15 protein-coding genes are annotated in these 16810 nt (G+C 32.7%); 4 read left to right on the top strand and 11 right to left on the bottom strand.

The features are described 5' to 3' along the window. Positions 1-72: 72 nt before the first annotated feature. Entirely contained in the window at positions 73-1071 is a 999-nt protein-coding gene (locus C1I91_RS02315; RefSeq protein ID WP_128211044.1) for a UDP-3-O-(3-hydroxymyristoyl)glucosamine N-acyltransferase, read from the bottom strand. Then, complete coding sequence (locus C1I91_RS02310; protein ID WP_128211043.1) at positions 1068-1832, bottom strand: polysaccharide deacetylase family protein; 765 nt, start codon at positions 1830-1832, stop codon at positions 1068-1070. The genes C1I91_RS02315 and C1I91_RS02310 overlap by 4 nt, the downstream gene beginning before the upstream one ends. Before the next feature lie 105 nt (positions 1833-1937). Here C1I91_RS02310 and C1I91_RS02305 point away from each other — a divergent pair, with 105 nt between their 5' ends. The 3 genes from C1I91_RS02305 to C1I91_RS02295 are packed head-to-tail and all read left to right on the top strand — an operon-like array spanning position 1938 to position 4798. After that, a complete protein-coding gene (locus C1I91_RS02305; protein WP_205694273.1) occupies positions 1938-2462 on the top strand; it encodes an acyltransferase in 525 nt (174 codons plus the stop codon). Between the two features lie 44 nt (positions 2463-2506). Further along, the gene (locus C1I91_RS02300) at positions 2507-3382 is read left to right on the top strand and encodes an NAD-dependent epimerase/dehydratase family protein (protein ID WP_128211042.1); all 876 of its coding nucleotides are present in this window, start codon (positions 2507-2509) and stop codon (positions 3380-3382) included. A 60-nt stretch (positions 3383-3442) separates the two neighbouring features. Next, the gene (locus C1I91_RS02295; RefSeq protein ID WP_128211041.1) at positions 3443-4798 is read left to right on the top strand and encodes a glycosyltransferase; all 1356 of its coding nucleotides are present in this window, start codon (positions 3443-3445) and stop codon (positions 4796-4798) included. Positions 4799-4910: 112 nt separating this feature from the next. On the opposite strand, the gene C1I91_RS02290 is transcribed toward C1I91_RS02295, so the two are convergent. From C1I91_RS02290 to C1I91_RS02265, 6 genes are all read right to left on the bottom strand, one after another. Further along, complete coding sequence (locus C1I91_RS02290) at positions 4911-5879, bottom strand: NAD-dependent epimerase/dehydratase family protein (protein ID WP_238475911.1); 969 nt, start codon at positions 5877-5879, stop codon at positions 4911-4913. A 45-nt stretch (positions 5880-5924) separates the two neighbouring features. Continuing rightward, positions 5925-6554 carry a PIG-L deacetylase family protein gene (locus C1I91_RS02285; RefSeq protein WP_128211040.1) on the bottom strand — a complete coding sequence of 210 codons (630 nt, stop codon included), beginning with the start codon at positions 6552-6554 and terminating at the stop codon, positions 5925-5927. A gap of 14 nt (positions 6555-6568) precedes the next feature. Further along, on the bottom strand, positions 6569-7255 hold the full coding sequence (locus C1I91_RS02280) for a glycosyltransferase family protein (RefSeq protein ID WP_128211039.1): 687 nt from the start codon (positions 7253-7255) through the stop codon (positions 6569-6571). Next, positions 7248-8840: a glycosyltransferase gene (locus tag C1I91_RS02275; protein ID WP_128211038.1), complete on the bottom strand. Its 1593-nt coding sequence runs from the start codon at positions 8838-8840 to the stop codon at positions 7248-7250. Before C1I91_RS02275 ends, C1I91_RS02280 begins: the two co-directional genes overlap by 8 nt. A gap of 307 nt (positions 8841-9147) precedes the next feature. After that, a complete protein-coding gene (locus tag C1I91_RS02270; RefSeq protein ID WP_128211037.1) occupies positions 9148-11178 on the bottom strand; it encodes a methyl-accepting chemotaxis protein in 2031 nt (676 codons plus the stop codon). Between the two features lie 613 nt (positions 11179-11791). Beyond that, complete coding sequence (locus C1I91_RS02265; protein ID WP_128211036.1) at positions 11792-13810, bottom strand: methyl-accepting chemotaxis protein; 2019 nt, start codon at positions 13808-13810, stop codon at positions 11792-11794. 238 nt (positions 13811-14048) lie between these two features. Here C1I91_RS02265 and namA point away from each other — a divergent pair, with 238 nt between their 5' ends. Next, complete coding sequence (gene namA, locus C1I91_RS02260; protein ID WP_238476019.1) at positions 14049-15038, top strand: NADPH dehydrogenase NamA; 990 nt, start codon at positions 14049-14051, stop codon at positions 15036-15038. Between the two features lie 142 nt (positions 15039-15180). On the opposite strand, the gene C1I91_RS02255 is transcribed toward namA, so the two are convergent. The 3 genes from C1I91_RS02255 to C1I91_RS02245 all read right to left on the bottom strand — a co-directional run bounded on the left by C1I91_RS02255 (position 15181) and on the right by C1I91_RS02245 (position 16506). Continuing rightward, on the bottom strand, positions 15181-15750 hold the full coding sequence (locus C1I91_RS02255) for a hypothetical protein (protein WP_128211034.1): 570 nt from the start codon (positions 15748-15750) through the stop codon (positions 15181-15183). A gap of 138 nt (positions 15751-15888) precedes the next feature. Then, positions 15889-16191, bottom strand: coding sequence for a PTS sugar transporter subunit IIB (locus C1I91_RS02250; RefSeq protein WP_128211033.1), 303 nt, complete (start codon positions 16189-16191; stop codon positions 15889-15891). Between the two features lie 75 nt (positions 16192-16266). Next, a complete protein-coding gene (locus C1I91_RS02245; protein WP_128211032.1) occupies positions 16267-16506 on the bottom strand; it encodes a hypothetical protein in 240 nt (79 codons plus the stop codon). Positions 16507-16810: the final 304 nt, after the last annotated feature.

The following is a 16810-nucleotide window of genomic DNA, read 5'->3' as shown; positions in this document are numbered from 1 at the left end:
TATGTTTAGCAGAAAAATGTGTTCTACCAGCTGTACTGGTTTGAGCAGTAAAAAAGAGCAAGAGCTCCCTTTTTATGAGAAACTCTTGATTTTACCCTTAGCTAATAAACTTTTCATAATCTTATTTAGCCTTCTAAGATTTTCTGTGGTATCTGCTGGATTACCTGCAACTACAATGCCGTCCTCTACATTTTTTATTACTACACTACCAATACCAACAGTTACATTGTTTCCAAGCTTTACTCCATTAATAATAGCTGCACTTGGGCCTATCCAGCTATTTCTACCAATAACTACACTGCCACTAATTTCTGCATTGGCTATTATATAAGTTCCTCTTCCAATCTTACAATTATGAGCAATAAATGCACAATCATCAATCTTTACATAGTCCTCTATAATCGTAGGTTCAATAGTGCCTTGAGCTATTGACACTAGTGCACCCACTTCAACATTGCTTCCTATAACAACACCACCTAAATGAGGAATTCTATAGGGTATTCCTTGTTCATCTCTTTCTATGCCAAAACCCTCATCACCTATGACACAGTTTTCCTTTATAATACAGTTATCTCCAATAACCGTATTCTCTCTTATCTTTGCTCCACTCTTTATGATACAATTATCACCTATGCTACAGTAGTCTCCTATAAAAGCAAAAGGCTCTATTTTAGTTCCATTTCCTATAATAACTCCTTTACCTAAAACGTACCCTAAAGCATTCACCTTATATTCGGCATAGGTTGCTTTTTCTCGCTGTAGTATATAGTTTAATATTATTGCATATTCTCTCCTAGGATTATCTACCTTTAGGACTATATTCTCTTTACTTATAAGCAAATAATCTTCATCTTTGATTATCTCTGGATTCTCTTTAATTAAAATGATGCTCTCTTTTGTACTGCTGATATTTTTAAGTATTTGTTTATCTATTTTATTTATAAATATCAAGCTATTATTTTTCGGAGAACTGGCTGTTGAAACTTGATATACATCAATATGCCTATCAATTCTATCTTTGTATTTCGTAAGATTATTAAGCTCATAACTATTAAAGCAAAATCTTCTCATAGTCCCTCCCGCTGGCTGAAATGTTCACAAAACCTATAAACTAGTTTTCCAGCACCAATCTCTTCATTATATTTCTTGTTTATCCTCATCTCATAATCTAAATCATTAATTTTTTTCTCAAATATATTACTAAAGCTATCAATATAAGTAGTTTCTGTTGTATTAAAATGTATCGGATGCAGTAGCACTTGTATTAAGTTGTTCTTTCCTTTTTCAACAAAGCTAAATATATCCTTCCCCCTAAAGTCCTTACAAGAGTCTGATATATAAAACTGATCTTTGAAAAGAGCTATATCATAGGCATTTTTATACCCTACAAACTTAGGATATCTATTGAGAATCGATGGGCAGTGAAGGCTTATGGAACATACTCTATCCCCAATTATATCTTCAATTATGGCACATTCATTTTTAACCTTGATTAATAACTTCTCTTCCTCTAAGCTGCTATATATAAGTGGATCAAAGTGTAAGCCTATTTCGAAACCCTTGTTGTGCATAGCCCTTAGCATAACTCTATTTTTCAGAGAGTTAATGTTGTATATTTCAGAAGTCGTCAGCACAAAATATGAACTCTTAACGTTTTTACCTTCCTCAAGCTTAGAAAGTTCATAAGCCTTTTTTATATCAAAGTCAATATCATGCCTTAGTATTATTCCAGAAGATATGCTTTCAGTTATTGCTTCAAAGCTGTATATATTGTTTATCATCTTCATTTTATCTAATAACTTTTCATAACTACCATAAGTAAATATGCTCATATCAATCTCCAGTAATAAAGTGTTGTACCTTATTTGGTACTATCATCATATATATAATATGAATAAAGTACTTATTTGGTATCTTAATCTTCTTGGAGGAGTAAAATGTTTATAAAATTATGGTCAAGTGAAGGCAAAGGAATCCCTGATAAAAATAAATTAAAGAGGTGTGGCTCCAATGTAATCATAGAAGATGGGGTAAGAATATTCTTTCCAGAAAATATTGAGATAGGAGATAACGTATATATAGGACATGACACCATATTAAAGGGTTACTTTAATTCGATTTTAACTATAGGTTCGAACACTTGGATAGGGCAACAATGTTTTATTCATGGTGCTGGTGGAGTTACTATCGGTCGTAATGTAGGAATTGGTCCTTTGGTAAAAATTCATGGTGCAAAACATAAAGATATAGGAATTGACATTCCAATACTATTTTCCGGACTAGATTACGCTCCTATTAACATAGAAGATGACTGTAATATAGGTATAGGTGCTGCTATACTCCCTGGAGTTACAATAGGCAAAGGTAGTAAGATAGGAGCAAACGCTGTTGTCAATCGAAGTATACCTAGATTCTCAGTAGCAGTAGGGGTTCCTGCTAAGATAATTAAAACAAGATCCTAAAAGTTGTTTCTAAGTATAAGATTAGTATAAGGAGAGCATAATTAATGGAGACTAATCCAAAGCTATTAATCACCGGAGGAACAGGTTTTATAGGCTCAAATCTAATAAACTTAACAAATAGCATATATGAAATAACTAATCTAGGTAGAAGTAAAAATTCACTATGTTCAAATATTTATTGGGACTTAAAAACACCCTTGGATTACATACCCTTGAATAATATAGACACAGTAATTCATTGTGCAGCTATAGTCAACAATCAGACTTTTGATAACAGTGATTATATAGATATTAATGTAAAGTCAACTATAATGCTACTTGACTTCTGCATAAAAAATTCTATTCCAAGGTTTATTCTTCTATCATCTGGAGGCGTCTATGGTTTTAGAGAAACCCCTGTATCAGAAGATGACTTATGTAAGCCTCAGGGAATGTACCAGATTAGTAAATACTTCTCTGAAAAAATCTGCGAGCTATATAAAGATAAGCTATCTATTACAATATTGAGACTTTTCTTTCCTTATGGCCAAGGCCAAAGCAACAGGTTAATAAGTAATCTATTCTCAAATATAATTAATCACAAAACAGTCACTCTGAATAAAGCAGGAAGTCCTAAGATAAACCCTATATACATCTATGATGTTATAAATATTTTAAAATTAGCTATTAATCTGGATATATCCGGAACCTTTAATGTATGTGGTGATGAAATTGTCTCAATAGAATCCCTTTGCCAAAAGATTGCAATGATCTGTGGTGAGAAAAATTTAAGTTTATGCTTTAAAGAGTTTTATGAAAATGACTTAATAGGTAACAACCTTAAGTTAAAAAACAGTTTTAATTATAAACCTGAATTTAACTTAAACTATGGGCTTACCTCATACTTTAATTGGATGAAAGATAATCTGTTTTTTACCTAAAGCATTATATTTATATAAAAGAAACAAATTTTAATCAATAATAAAGGTGTGTAAGAATAAATGGATGATAAAGCTACGAAGATAAAGCAAAGTATAGAAGTTAACATCGATAAAAATAACCTTGATGAGGCTTATGCGCTAGCCGAAAAGTATGTAACTATAGAACCTAATGACTCTTATGGCTATTACTTACTAGGCTACTTATCTATAGTAAAAAATCAGTACGAAAAAGCTAGGCCCATACTTGAGAAAGGCTTATGCTTAAAGGAAAACAATGCAAACTTAAATTTCACTTTTGCAAATCTATTGTGTAAGGAAGGTAACTCTAAGGAAGCTTTGAAATATTTTTGCAGAGCAAAACTGTTTGACCCATTAATAGGCTTTAATATGAATTTAAAAAGTGATTTTTCAAAACTTGATGTTGTTTTCGGTTCTATGGAGATTGCAAACCAGATGTATACCTCAGTAGACGGATTAAAAGTCTTAGGCATAAATGCCTCTTCGGTAAATTATTACCCAGGCTATTTAGGCTACGAATCTGACTACACCTTAGATCTGCCTTCTTTTAATTCTATTAATGCAGCTGATATTGAGACAAAAAAGCTAGCTTCCAATCTGATATCAGAAAATAATGTATTCCATTTTTATTTTGGAACAGCTCTAACCTTAGATTATAGTGATCTACCCTTAATTAAGGAATTAGGCAAAAAGATAGTGATGCAATACTGGGGATCTGATGTAAGAATGTACTCAAAAGCTGTGAAGCTAAATAAATATGTTAAAGTAAAAGATATGAATGAAGACGAAATAAAAAGAAAACTTGAATTTCTTTCTCATTATATACCTGATTGTTTAGTAGACTATGAACTTGCTGAGTATGTGAGAGATTTCCATGCTAATCTTCATTATATAAGACCTTCCATTGACCTATCAAAATATAAATTTATAGAAAATACAATTAAAGATAAACCCTTGATTGTTCATGCTCCTACATCACCAGAGTTTAAAGGCACCCCCTATATTTTAGAAGCAATTGAAGAACTTAAGCAATCCTATGATTTTAATTTTCAACTAGTTCAAGGTATGTCCCATGAAGAAGCCGTAAAGATATACGAGTCTTCGGATTTAATTATTGATCAAATCTTAACTGGAAGCTATGGTCTTTTCTCAATAGAAGCCATGGCCCTTGGCAAGCCGGTAATCTGCCTTATAAGCGACTTCATGAAGGAAAAATACCCAAAAGATCTACCTATAATATCTGCAAATCCTGATAACTTAAAAGATAAGCTAGAGTATTATCTTAAGAATCAAGATCTCTTGATAGACTTGGGCATTAAAGGACGAGCGTATGTTGAAAAATATCATGATAGAAATCTAATTTGCTTAGATTTGGTCAATGTCTACAATACTCTATAAAAGCTCATTCTTTTTTGTAGGGTTCCATTACGAAAACTTAAGTTATGCATGTTCGAAAATCCTGACCTCTTAGGATTTTTCAGGCATACATAACTTAATAATTGAAGCTTATCTATAAAAAATTCCTATACCAAGCTATAGTTTTTTCTAAGCCTTCTACTAGTTGAATCTTAGGTGTAAAGCCAAGTAATTCAACAGATTTATCTATACTGGGTACCCTAAGATCCACATCAACATAGGTTTTAGGAACATAAACTATCTCTGATTTAGAGCCTGCTATTTGTTTTATTAGCTGTGCCAACATACCTATGGTTATAGTACCTTTAGGATTACCTATATTAAAAGAGTGTCCTATTGCTGTATCCTTAAGCAAACATAACTCAATACCATCGATGAAGTCATCTATATAGCACCAAGATCTTATTTGATCCCCATCTCCATGAATCTGTATTTTCTGATTGCTAATAGCTCTTGTAATAAATTGGTGAACTGCACCTTCTCCTACTTGTCCTGGCCCATATATATTAAAAGGTCTTACAGTAACCACTTTAAGCCCAAATTGCTTGTAATAACTATGAGACAAGTGTTCACCTGCTAACTTACTCACAGAATATGTCCATCTCGCTTCACCTACCGGTGCTAAATTGGTATTACTATTTTCATTAACCTTATAGGCTTGAACTCCGAATACCTCACTAGTGGAAAAATCAATGAATCTTTCTATAGCTTTAGAGTAATCTTTTATAGCTTCTAAGATATTATAAGTTTCTATCATGTTTACCTTCATTGTATCAACAGGATTCTTTATTACTGATTCAATACCAGCTATAGCAGCTAAGTGTATCACTATATCTGGTCTAAACTCCCTCACACTTTTCTTTAGATGAGAAAAATCTAATATATCCCCTTGAATCAGTTCAATAGATTTATTATTCAATAGATTGGTATCTTTTATAGAATTTCTCTTCAGATTATCGTAAATAACTATGTTGTTATCCACGCACAATCTTTCACATAGCTTGCTCCCTATAAATCCTGCACCACCTGTAAGAAATAGCTTTTTCCCTTTCATATTAATCATACATCCTCCACTTATTCAATAACTGAACGTCAGAATAGACCTTTTCTATCTATTTACCCATCTTACTGCCTCAAATACTTCTGCAAACCTTTCTCCTATTTGCACTCCTCTTATCATAGATAAACTTTTAATAAACTCTTCGTTTAGATAATCCCTATGACTTTGTGATCTGTAACAGCTTAAGGCTCTTACCTTCTTTTGTATATGTCTATCCTGCAACACAAAAAACACTTGGGTATTAAAAGATAGATTATTCCATACCATCTCATAGCCTAATATGGATGACTTTTTAAAGGCTCTAACACCTTCATTGGCGATAATCTGATGATCTTGATGTATGTCTTGTAAAGAAGGCATTAAAATAAGTTCTGGCTTAAGATTCTCCCTAAGCTTTATTAAATCATCCAGAATTGTTTGTCTGTTATTTGAAAATGTCCTTACAGCATATTTATACAGATAGAGATTTTCAGGCTTAATCCCTAGTTCCTTCGTAGCCTCTCTAACCTCAACTTCTAAAGTGTTCTTAGGTAATCCACTTTGCAATGACAATTCGCATACAGAGAAAGCTGCATAGTATACCTCTGCCCCCTCTTCAACGAATCTTGCAATAGTTCCTCCACAACCCAATTCTCCATCATCAGTGTGAGGCGCTAACACTAATACTTTGTTAAACATCCTAAGCCTCCAAATCAATTAGTAGTACTCTCATAGCTAAGTTCCTCTGCATATTCCCGTAGTAGTTTTATTCTCTCCTCTTCAAAGCTATAGCCTAAGTCTATAACACCACAATCATGAATGCACCATAAGTTATCTTGTCTGGGAACCACAACCTTGTACCCCTTTTTCTTAAACTCTAAGCTTTGAGATATATCATAGAAATGCCACCCTGAAAAAACATCTTCTCTCCAGGGTATATCATATTGAGTTATCATAATTAATCCATCTAAAGCAGCTACCTCTTCGTAGTCTCCACTAACTTCTCTAAAGCTAAGAAGCTGCATAACCCCATTATGACTATCAGCAACCTTGCCATAGGTTTGATCTGCTTCCCACCATATTCCACTCTCTGGAATGTACTTGCAGCCAGCTACCCCAATCATTCCTATTGCTTCAGAGGTTTTAAATACCTTCAAGATATCATATAAAAAGTTCTTATTAACTATGAATACATCTTGATGCATAAAAACCTTGTATTTTGCATCTGAGCTATTCATTCCAATATTATAAGCATTTGCTAGAGAAGAGGCATCTTCAATCTTCATAAACTCTATCTGAAAGCCCTCAGGCTTATTTAACTGCTGTATATAAAACTTTGATTCATCATATAATTCTTTATCATTTACAGAGGTTATAAATGCAATTTTCCTATCATTCATTTTTCTCCTCCAAAGAGATTACATTCAAAATTTTTCTTAATTTATCCTTTAACATTATATTTTTTTCAATAGAATGATCTATATCTTCTATTGATATATTTTCAGATAAAACAAATTTTAAAAGTTTTTCTATACCATTTTCAATATCTATATCATTCTCAATCCTTCTAAGAATAAATTTCAATTCGGTTTCTATATCATAATCACTATTGTCAGCCACAAGTATATATCTGTTGGATATATACTGCAGCCTCATATGTTGACCACATATATCTACCAGCCTATCTAAAAGCTGATAATCCTCCTGACTAAGGTATCCCAGTATTCCTTCCCCACGTACATTGAAATAATGGTGATCTACTAGTATCTTATATATATCGGTAAAAGTGCAAATCCATAAGCTACCTTCTCCAAAAGATTGATTGTCATAGAGCCAGTCTCCATTTATGAGATGCTTAATTTTGTCAATATACATGGCATTTGGTATTATTAATATAAGACTTCCATGTGGTTTTAGATATTTCTTTATATGCTTTAGGAATTCAATTGGCTTCTTTAGATGTTGGAGAATTTCGCTGAGTATAATGTAATCGAAAAGACTCTCCTCATAATCAAATTCTATAGCCTCAGCATCTCCTATTTTGACTTTCATAAAGTTACTAGCTATTTTAGCAGCTGCAGTATTCTTCTCAATTCCAAATAGCTTAGCTTTAGGGTAAACATCTCTTAACTTTAAACAGGTAGCACCACAGCCGCAGCCTACGTCTAATATATTTATCTCTTTATTCTTCAAACACCTTATTCTACTCATAACCTCATATCTTATTAAGGTCATACTTCCAGGATCAAAGCCCCACTTTTCCATAAACTTATTATGATTGGTCAACATTATGTTATTTGTACTTACTGAGTCCCTCTTAAAGGACGTACTTCCATAATGGTGTATAAAGGTATCCTTACAGAGCATAAGCTTATACCCTTTATTCATAATCCTATAAGAGTAGTCATCATCCTCATAATTACCTGGAGTAAATCGTTCATCTAAAAGCCCTATATAATTTACGACCTCTTTCTTTATAAGCATACAAAAGCCTATAAGTTTAATTCGCTGCTCCCACTTTGATGGATCTGATATATTATGCTTTGTAGAAAATTCTATAAGCTCATCATAATCTTTATAGTCAACTTCAATGGTCTGATAGTAGGAACAACTATTGGTAACTGCCCCAACTGCACCGATTTCATCTGAGCTCCATAAAGCAATCATAAGATTAGAGAGCCAGTTGGGAGTTACAATAACATCATTATTCAAAAGCAGTATACTATCTCCCGTAGAAGCTAATATTCCTTGGTTGCAGCCTATAGGAAATCCTAAGTTTACCTCATTAAAGATGCACTTTATATCACTATTCTGCTTTAACCAATCTTTTGTTCCGTCATTTGAACTATTATCCACTACAATTAGTTCATAATCCACTTCTGTAGTATATTTTCTTATACTTTCTAAGCACTTCTTTGTATACTCTAGATTGTTATAAGTTAATATTATTATGCTAACCTTATGTTTATCTAAGTTTTTCTTCAAATATTATCAGTCCTTAAAAGTAATCAATATTATAATATGTTCACTTATAGGATTTGATAATAAAAAACTAACTGAAGCGGTTCTCTTCAGTTAGTTTTTTTGCGCATCTGCCTTTCCGAACGGATGTGAGGAAAATCTGGCAGGCGAATATAATTTATCTTTTTACTGTATTTATAAAAAGCTATTCTAAATCCTTGACATTGCTAGGCTTAATTAGTAAAAAAGAACATAATTCTTAAACAGTAAAAACTAACTGAAGCGGTTTTCTTCAGTTAGTTTTTTTATTTTTAAAGGTACTATCTGCGGATTAGATGTTGAACTTACCAACATTCTCTTCAAGGCTTTCTGAAAGCTCTCTTAAAGCTCCTGCCTTTTCATTGAAGTTCTCCATATTGGCTGAAACTTCTTGAGTTGCTGCTGAAACCTCTTCAGTACTTGCAGCAGTTTCTTCAGATATGGCAGACATATTCTGCATTCTTTCCATTATTGAATCCTTGTCTTTATTTATACTTGCTATTGATTGCTGTACATTAGTTATCATACCTGTCAACTTATCAATTGCATTAGATATTTCATTGAAGGTAATCTTAGTTTCTCTAACAGCTTCCCCTTGTTCTTTTATGGTTATCTTGGCCTCTGAAACTGACTCTACCGCTACCTTAGATCTTTCACTAACTTGTTCTATAAGCACTTCAATATCCTTAGTAGATTGAGTTGACTGTTCAGCAAGCATTCTTATTTCTTCAGCAACTATTGAGAATCCTCTTCCAGCCTCGCCGGCTCTAGCTGCTTCAATTGCTGCATTTAAAGCTAAAAGATTTGTTTGCTCTGCAATACTATTTATGGCCTTTGTTATCTCTTGAATGTTTAATGAGGAATCTCTCATTTCCTTAACTGCTACCTCGATTTTGTCCGAAGCCTTTCCAGTATCTATTGATTTTTCAGTAAGAGTATCCATAACATCCATTCCACTCTTAGCCATTTCTTCAGTATGAGTTGATACTCTGTTCATATTGTTTGTATGCTCAAGAATAATCTGTAGCTTCTTCACTAAAGCCTCAATTTCATCAACGCCTGCTTCAACATCTCTTGCTTGTTGTGTACTTCCACTGGCAACTTGATCTATGGTCTTTGCTATATCTTCTACCGCATTTGTAGTTTGGTCACTCATTGCAGCTATATTTATGGCAGTATTGTTTATTGTATCAGTTGAGTTTTTTACATTTGTTATAAGTGAACCTATGCCACTTACCATTTCATTAAAGCTTGAAGCTAATACGCTAAACTCATCTTTACCTTTTACACTTATTCTATCTGTTAAGATTCCTTTAGCTGCATTATTTAGAGCCTCTACTAATTTCTTTATGTTCTTAGTAATTCCTTTGCTAAATAAAACTGCTACTGTCACATTAATAATTAGAGCTATCAATAGTGATGCATAAAGCAATTCATTTAGCACCTTTGTATCACTATTTATCTCGCTCTTCTTTATGGAGGCCATTATCTTCCAACCGGTCGTGCTGTTAGTCTTATAGCTGGCGTATTTCGTCTCGCCAGTCTTAGTATATATGTACTCAGACATACCACTTTCACCATCTTTGACATCATTCCAGTATGTTTGTTTAGTGGTATCATTCTTACCAAGCAAAGATTTATCTGGGTGAGAAATCATTACTCCATTTTTATCACTAACAAATACATAGCCTTCATTACCTATTTTTATTTTACCCATTCTCTCAGAAAGGGTCTCTAAGTTTATATTTATAGCAATTACTCCAACTAACTTACCATTACTACTCACAGTTCTTGATACAGATATTATATTTTTACTGTCTGTAGCAGATTTATATGGTTCAGAGAACACAACATTTCCCTCGCTACCCATTGCCCCTATATACCAAGGTCTAGCTGCAGGGTCATAGGAACCTGTCGATGTTGTAGCCGTAGGGTAAATGACCACCTTTTTATCTGTAGTTGAAAATATTATTTGATCTATATCCGGATTACTTTCCTTTACATTTTGAAACAATTCATTTGCATGCTGACCATACTCTGGATGATCCATTAAATTTTTTAGATCAGAATTATTAGAAAGCATTTGAATAGTGTTTATTATGCCATTAAAATAATTATTTAGAGAATCATTTACAAGCTCTACCTCTTGATTTGTAGTTACTTTAAACTTACTTAATATTATGCCATAAGCCTTTTTATAGGATATAACACCATATGTAATAAGCGGAACCTGACATATAAGTATTAGCATAATTATTAATTTGAAGCTTATTCCCCTAAACCTTGGTACTTTTCTTTCTCTCTTTTTTGTAGTCTTTGACATTAATTCTTCCCCCTTAAAAGTCAAGCTGCATTGCTGATAAAAGTCTATATATTATCTATGTGCATATTTTCTTACTTCTCATGTTTAACGTGTACAATAAAAGGACAAACTCTTACAATAAACACTATTAATACAAATAAAAAGCATAATATATAAAAGTCCTAATTACAATTTTTGACAACACATAGACTTTTATCAACATCTTCATATATTTATCGACAATATTGTCATTTTTTAACTAGTAAAATATATAAAATTAAAACTTTATTTAATTTAATACAATTTTAAATTTAAATAAACAACCTCACTATTAGCTTCATGTTATAATGCTAAACTTTTAACATGTATCTCATATTTTTATTTTTCGTATTTTCCTAGACAGTAAAAAAGTCGCTGAAGAGATCTTCTTCAGTGAGTTTTTTGCGCATCTGCCTTTCCGAATGCATATGAGGAAAACCTGGCAGGCGAATAAAATTTCTTTTTTACTGTAATTAATAGAAGGCTCTTATAAATCCTTAATATTGCTAGGCTTAAATAAAACTTTTTACTGGTATAGACAGTAAAAAAACGTTGGTGATACAAATGTACCACCAACGCTTCTTTAATCATGCTGTTAAATTGTAAACTTATTTATGTCATTATTTAATTCTTCAGATAAACTCTTAAGCCTCTGAGCATTTTCATTAAAATCATCCATTGATGCAGATACTTCTTCTGTTGCTGCAGATACCTCTTCTGTGCTCGCTGCTGTTTCTTCTGATATAGCTGAAAGATTCTGCATTTTTTCCATAATTGAGTCTTTATCTCTATTAATATCATTTATTGAGCTTTGAACACTACTTATCATATTGCTTAAGTTCTCAATAGCTTTTGAAATATCCTCAAAGGTAATCTTGGTTTTATTAACAGCTTCACCTTGTTCCATTATAGTTGCTTTTGCTTCACTAACTGCCCTAACTGCAATCTTAGACCTATCATCAACCTGATCTATAAGTGCTTCTATATCCTTGGTTGCCAAAGTTGATTGTTCTGCTAACTTTCTTATTTCATCTGCCACTATAGAGAAACCTTTACCTGCTTCCCCAGCCCTAGCAGCTTCAATAGCAGCATTTAAAGCCAATAGGTTTGTTTGCTCAGCTATATCATTTATACTACTAGTTATAGCTTTAATGTTCGTAGAAGCTTCGCTCATATCTCTTACCGCAACCTCTATCTTATCTGACGCATTGCTAGTATCATTAGATTTTGATGCTAATATATCCATTACTACTAGACCATTCTTTGTCATTCCATCAGTATTTTCTGACACCTTAAACATACTCTTAGTCTTTTCATTTATTTCCTGTAGCTTGAATACTAGTGATTGCAGCTCAGAAACACCGTCTTCTATATCCTTAGCTTGTTCTGTACTTCCTGAAGCAACCTGATCAATAGTCTTTGCTATATCTGCCACTGCATTGGTTGTTTGATCACTCATTGCCGATATAGATATAGAAGTCTTATTGATTATATTTGAGGATTCCTTTGCAGTACCTATCAATCCACATATTCCATCTGTCATTTCATTAAAACTGTTAGCTAACTCTTCAAACTCATCCTTAGAATTAATCTTAATTCTTTCAGTAAGGTCACCAGCTGAAGCCTTTCTAAATACATCTTTCAGCTTATTTATATTTTTCTTTATTGATTGGCTAAATATATATGCTGCCAGTATGTTTAAAGGAAGTACTATTAGTATAACTATTATAAGCAAGTTTCTTATAGCATTTGTATCATCCTTTAATTCCTTTTCCTGCATAGACGCCATTATCTTCCACCCAGTTGCTGCATTTGTAGAGTAACTCGCAAACTTATTTTGTCCATTATAATTGTACTCTTCAAAACCTCTTGGGTTAGATTTCACTTCATTCCAATAGCTTTGTTTAGTTGTAACATCTCCACCTATAAGAGAACTATCTGGATCTGCTATCATCAAACCTGTAGCATCGCTTATAAATACATAACCTGAATTTCCTACCTTAACCTTTGATAGTTTTTCTGATAAAGTCTTCAAATCAACATCCACAGACACTACCCCTACTAAAGTACCATTATTCATTACAGTTTTAGATATAGAAACTACAAACTTTCCTGTGGAGTTCTTATATGGCTCAGAATAATTTATACCATCCTGTTTTTCTATAGCTCCTTTATACCATGGTCTTGTAGTTGGATCATATCCCGCTTTTTGCTCTTGTGCAGGATATCTTAAAACCTTTTTATCTACAGTTGAAAATACTATTTGTTCTATATCACTATTACTTTCTTTTGCCTCTTTAAATATTTCTAAAGCAGATTTGTCATACTCAGGGTGTGCTAATACCTGAATTAAATCAACATTATTAGATATCATCTGAGTAGTTGCTACTATACCGGAAAAATAATTATCTATTGATCCATTTACTAACTCCAATTCCTGACTAGCTGTAGTCTTGAGTTTATCATAAAGAATATTATTGGCTTTCTTATAAGCCAATACCCCAAAGGTATTTAAGGGAATCTGACAGATTAATATTAGTATTAGTATTAACTTAAAGCCAATTCCACTAAAATTAAACCTTTTCCCCTTTTCTTTCATCTTAAGTTTTGGCATAAATCATCCTCCTAGAATTTAATATACATAATTATCGTAGACATTTAGTATATTCTTAACAAATTCCCTTACCAGCAAAAGTTACATCATATGGACAAACTTTGAATATATACAACATTCTAAGAATTAAAGTACTCTTATAAGCAAAATAATGATATAATATATTTACTTAGTAAATTAAAATAACCAGGTGGTGATATATTTGTCTAAACTTTTTAGTAGTTTTAAAATTAAAGACATGGGAATAAAAAATAGAATAGTTATGCCTCCAATGTGCATGTACTCTTCAGATAGTAGTGGATATGCTAACGACTGGCATTACATCCACTACACTACGAGAGCAATTGGAGGTACAGGACTTATTATACTTGAGGCAACAGGTGTTGAGCCTGGTGGATGTATTTCTGCAAAGGATTTAGGAATCTGGCATGACTCTCATATTGAAGGACTTAGAAATATAGTTGATCAATGCCACAAATATGGAGCAAAGGTAGGTATACAGCTTAATCATGCAGGAAGAAAATCTGAAGTTTTATCTGAACCTATAATAGCACCAAGTGACCTTGCTTTTGATGAAACCTACAGAACACCAGTAGAAATGACTAAAGAAGAAATTTCTAGAGTAGTAAAACTATTTAAAGATTCTTCAGAAAGAGCTTTAAAGGCAGGCTTTGATACAATAGAAATTCACGGAGCTCACGGATATCTTATATCCCAATTTCTTTCACCTCTATCAAACAAAAGAAAAGATGAGTATGGTGGAAGTTTAGAAAATAGAGCAAGATTTTTAAAAGAGGTAGTTTCAGCAGTAAGAACTGTATGGCCTGAAGATAAGCCTCTAATACTTAGAGTATCCGCAGAGGATTATGTAGACGGCGGAAATACTCCAGAGACCATGGCCAAACTTATAAACCTTGTAAAATCAGAAGGTGTAGATCTTGTTAATGTGAGCACAGGTGGCGTTGCTCCAGCTCCTATATCTGCCTTTCCTGGCTACCAAGTAAAAGCTTCAGAGATTATAAATAAAAACTGTGAGCTTCCTACTATTGCCGGCGGACTGATTTCTGAACCTTCTATGGCAGAAGAAATTCTATCTAATAATAGAGCTGATTTAGTATTCTTAGGAAGAGAGCTATTAAGAAATCCTTACTGGCCACTTAAAGCAGCTCATGACCTTCATGAAGATATACAGTATCCCACTCAATATGAAAGAGGAAAATATAGATAATAAAAAGGTCCAGGAAAAGATTTTATATTTTTCTATATAGTAAAAAGTCACTTAAGCGATCTTTCATAGACCGTAATAAAAGCCAATGTAGTTTTTTCTCTACATTGGCTTTACTTATCAATTTTTTGCATGATAACATAATCTAATTCATCCTATCTAGTCTTCTTGAGCTTTTTTCTATTCTTCTCTCAAGTCTTCTTCTTGCTTTGTCAGCTCTCTGTTGAAATATTAATTGCAAAACCTCCGGTCTTCTCCATATTACAACTATGCTCTTTGCAACCATCTGGCAAGATATCATAACTAGGTAAGATAGCCCTGCGTAGTTTAAAACCTCATTTCCAGGGATATGTCCTAAGGTATATCTAAGCATTATTCTTATTGGTATAGTTATTACAAGAAATACTAAGACAGGCACCCCACCACTTTGATAAAGTACACCATCTTCTCCTCTAAATATCTTAGTTAACATTCCTGATATAACACCGGTTATAACTCCAACTGATGCTAGTATGATCAAAGCTCCAGCTGCTTTTCCTAATCCTCCTGTTATAGAATCTATTGATTCTAGGGTAAAATAAATTAATAATAAAGGAATTATTATATAGCGTGATCCCTTAACTGGTCTTGTAACCACCTGCTTATAAACTATATAAAATAATACCAAACCCATTAAATATAATTGATGTAATCCAAGTGCTTGTAAATTGTTCATGATAGCCTCCTAAACATTAAATATTATATATAAATAATATCCCTTTATGGGCTATCTAACAGGTGAGAAAAGTAATAACATGCATAACTTATGGTTTAAAATACATTACTAAAGTAATATATCTTTAATCCTAATTTATCAACCTAAAAGTGCTAGGGTTTTATCTAAGACGGCTTTTCCGTTCATCATGCCATAGTCCTTCATATCTATTACCGCTACAGGAACTCTTCCCTTTATTATTTTATCTATTTGAGCCTTTTGGCAGCGTACTTGAGGTCCAAGGAGTACTACATCTACGGTACTGCTTACATTTGCACATTTTGAGATAGGCAGTGCGAATATCTCTATACTTAAATCCTTATCGTTTGCAGCGCTCATCATCTTACTAACTAAAAGACTAGTAGACATGCCAGCTACACAGACTATTAAAATTCGCTTCATACAATCCCCCTCTTTATATAAATAACCTATCATTGATATGAAAAAAGGATGCCCTAAAACATCCTCTGAAGTTACTTACTTTACATAAATAGCAAAATATAATGCCATTCCGTATTTTGATTTCTTTTTAAATGTTGTTTTTAAATAAGCCTCTAACTTATCCTTTGGAAGACTTGTTTCTACATCCATTGTGGATTTAATTTTACTTACACTATCTTTAATAGTACATTTTATGCTTTCATCTTGATAGTTGTCAAAAAACTCTATCAAGTACTTCAACTGTGCACAGTTTAGTTCTGCTACATAAGTATTCATGATATATTCCTCCTAAGATATATTTTTATATGAGCTACATATTTAAAGCTTGGCTGTTTTAACCATTACATTGAAATTAATTGATTAGTTTTAAGACACTTTAATGAGCTTATGTAAATAATTAATATATTGATTACATAGCATCTCATAAACAACCACTAATCTCAACAATAATCTTTAACATGGCCAAAGTATTAAATGCAAAAGCTTGTACTTTATATACTGATACAAAAACTAACTAATATATAATATTCTTAATAGAAAGCTTATATAATCAAATATTAAAATAATCTGGGTCAAAAAT

Origin of the sequence: Clostridium manihotivorum, assembly GCF_004015185.1 — a bacterium.
Taxonomy (GTDB): Bacteria; Bacillota; Clostridia; order Clostridiales; family Clostridiaceae; genus Clostridium_AR; species Clostridium_AR manihotivorum.
The sequence above is the reverse complement of the archived record's forward strand: the minus strand, read 5'-3'. Positions and strand labels throughout refer to the sequence as shown.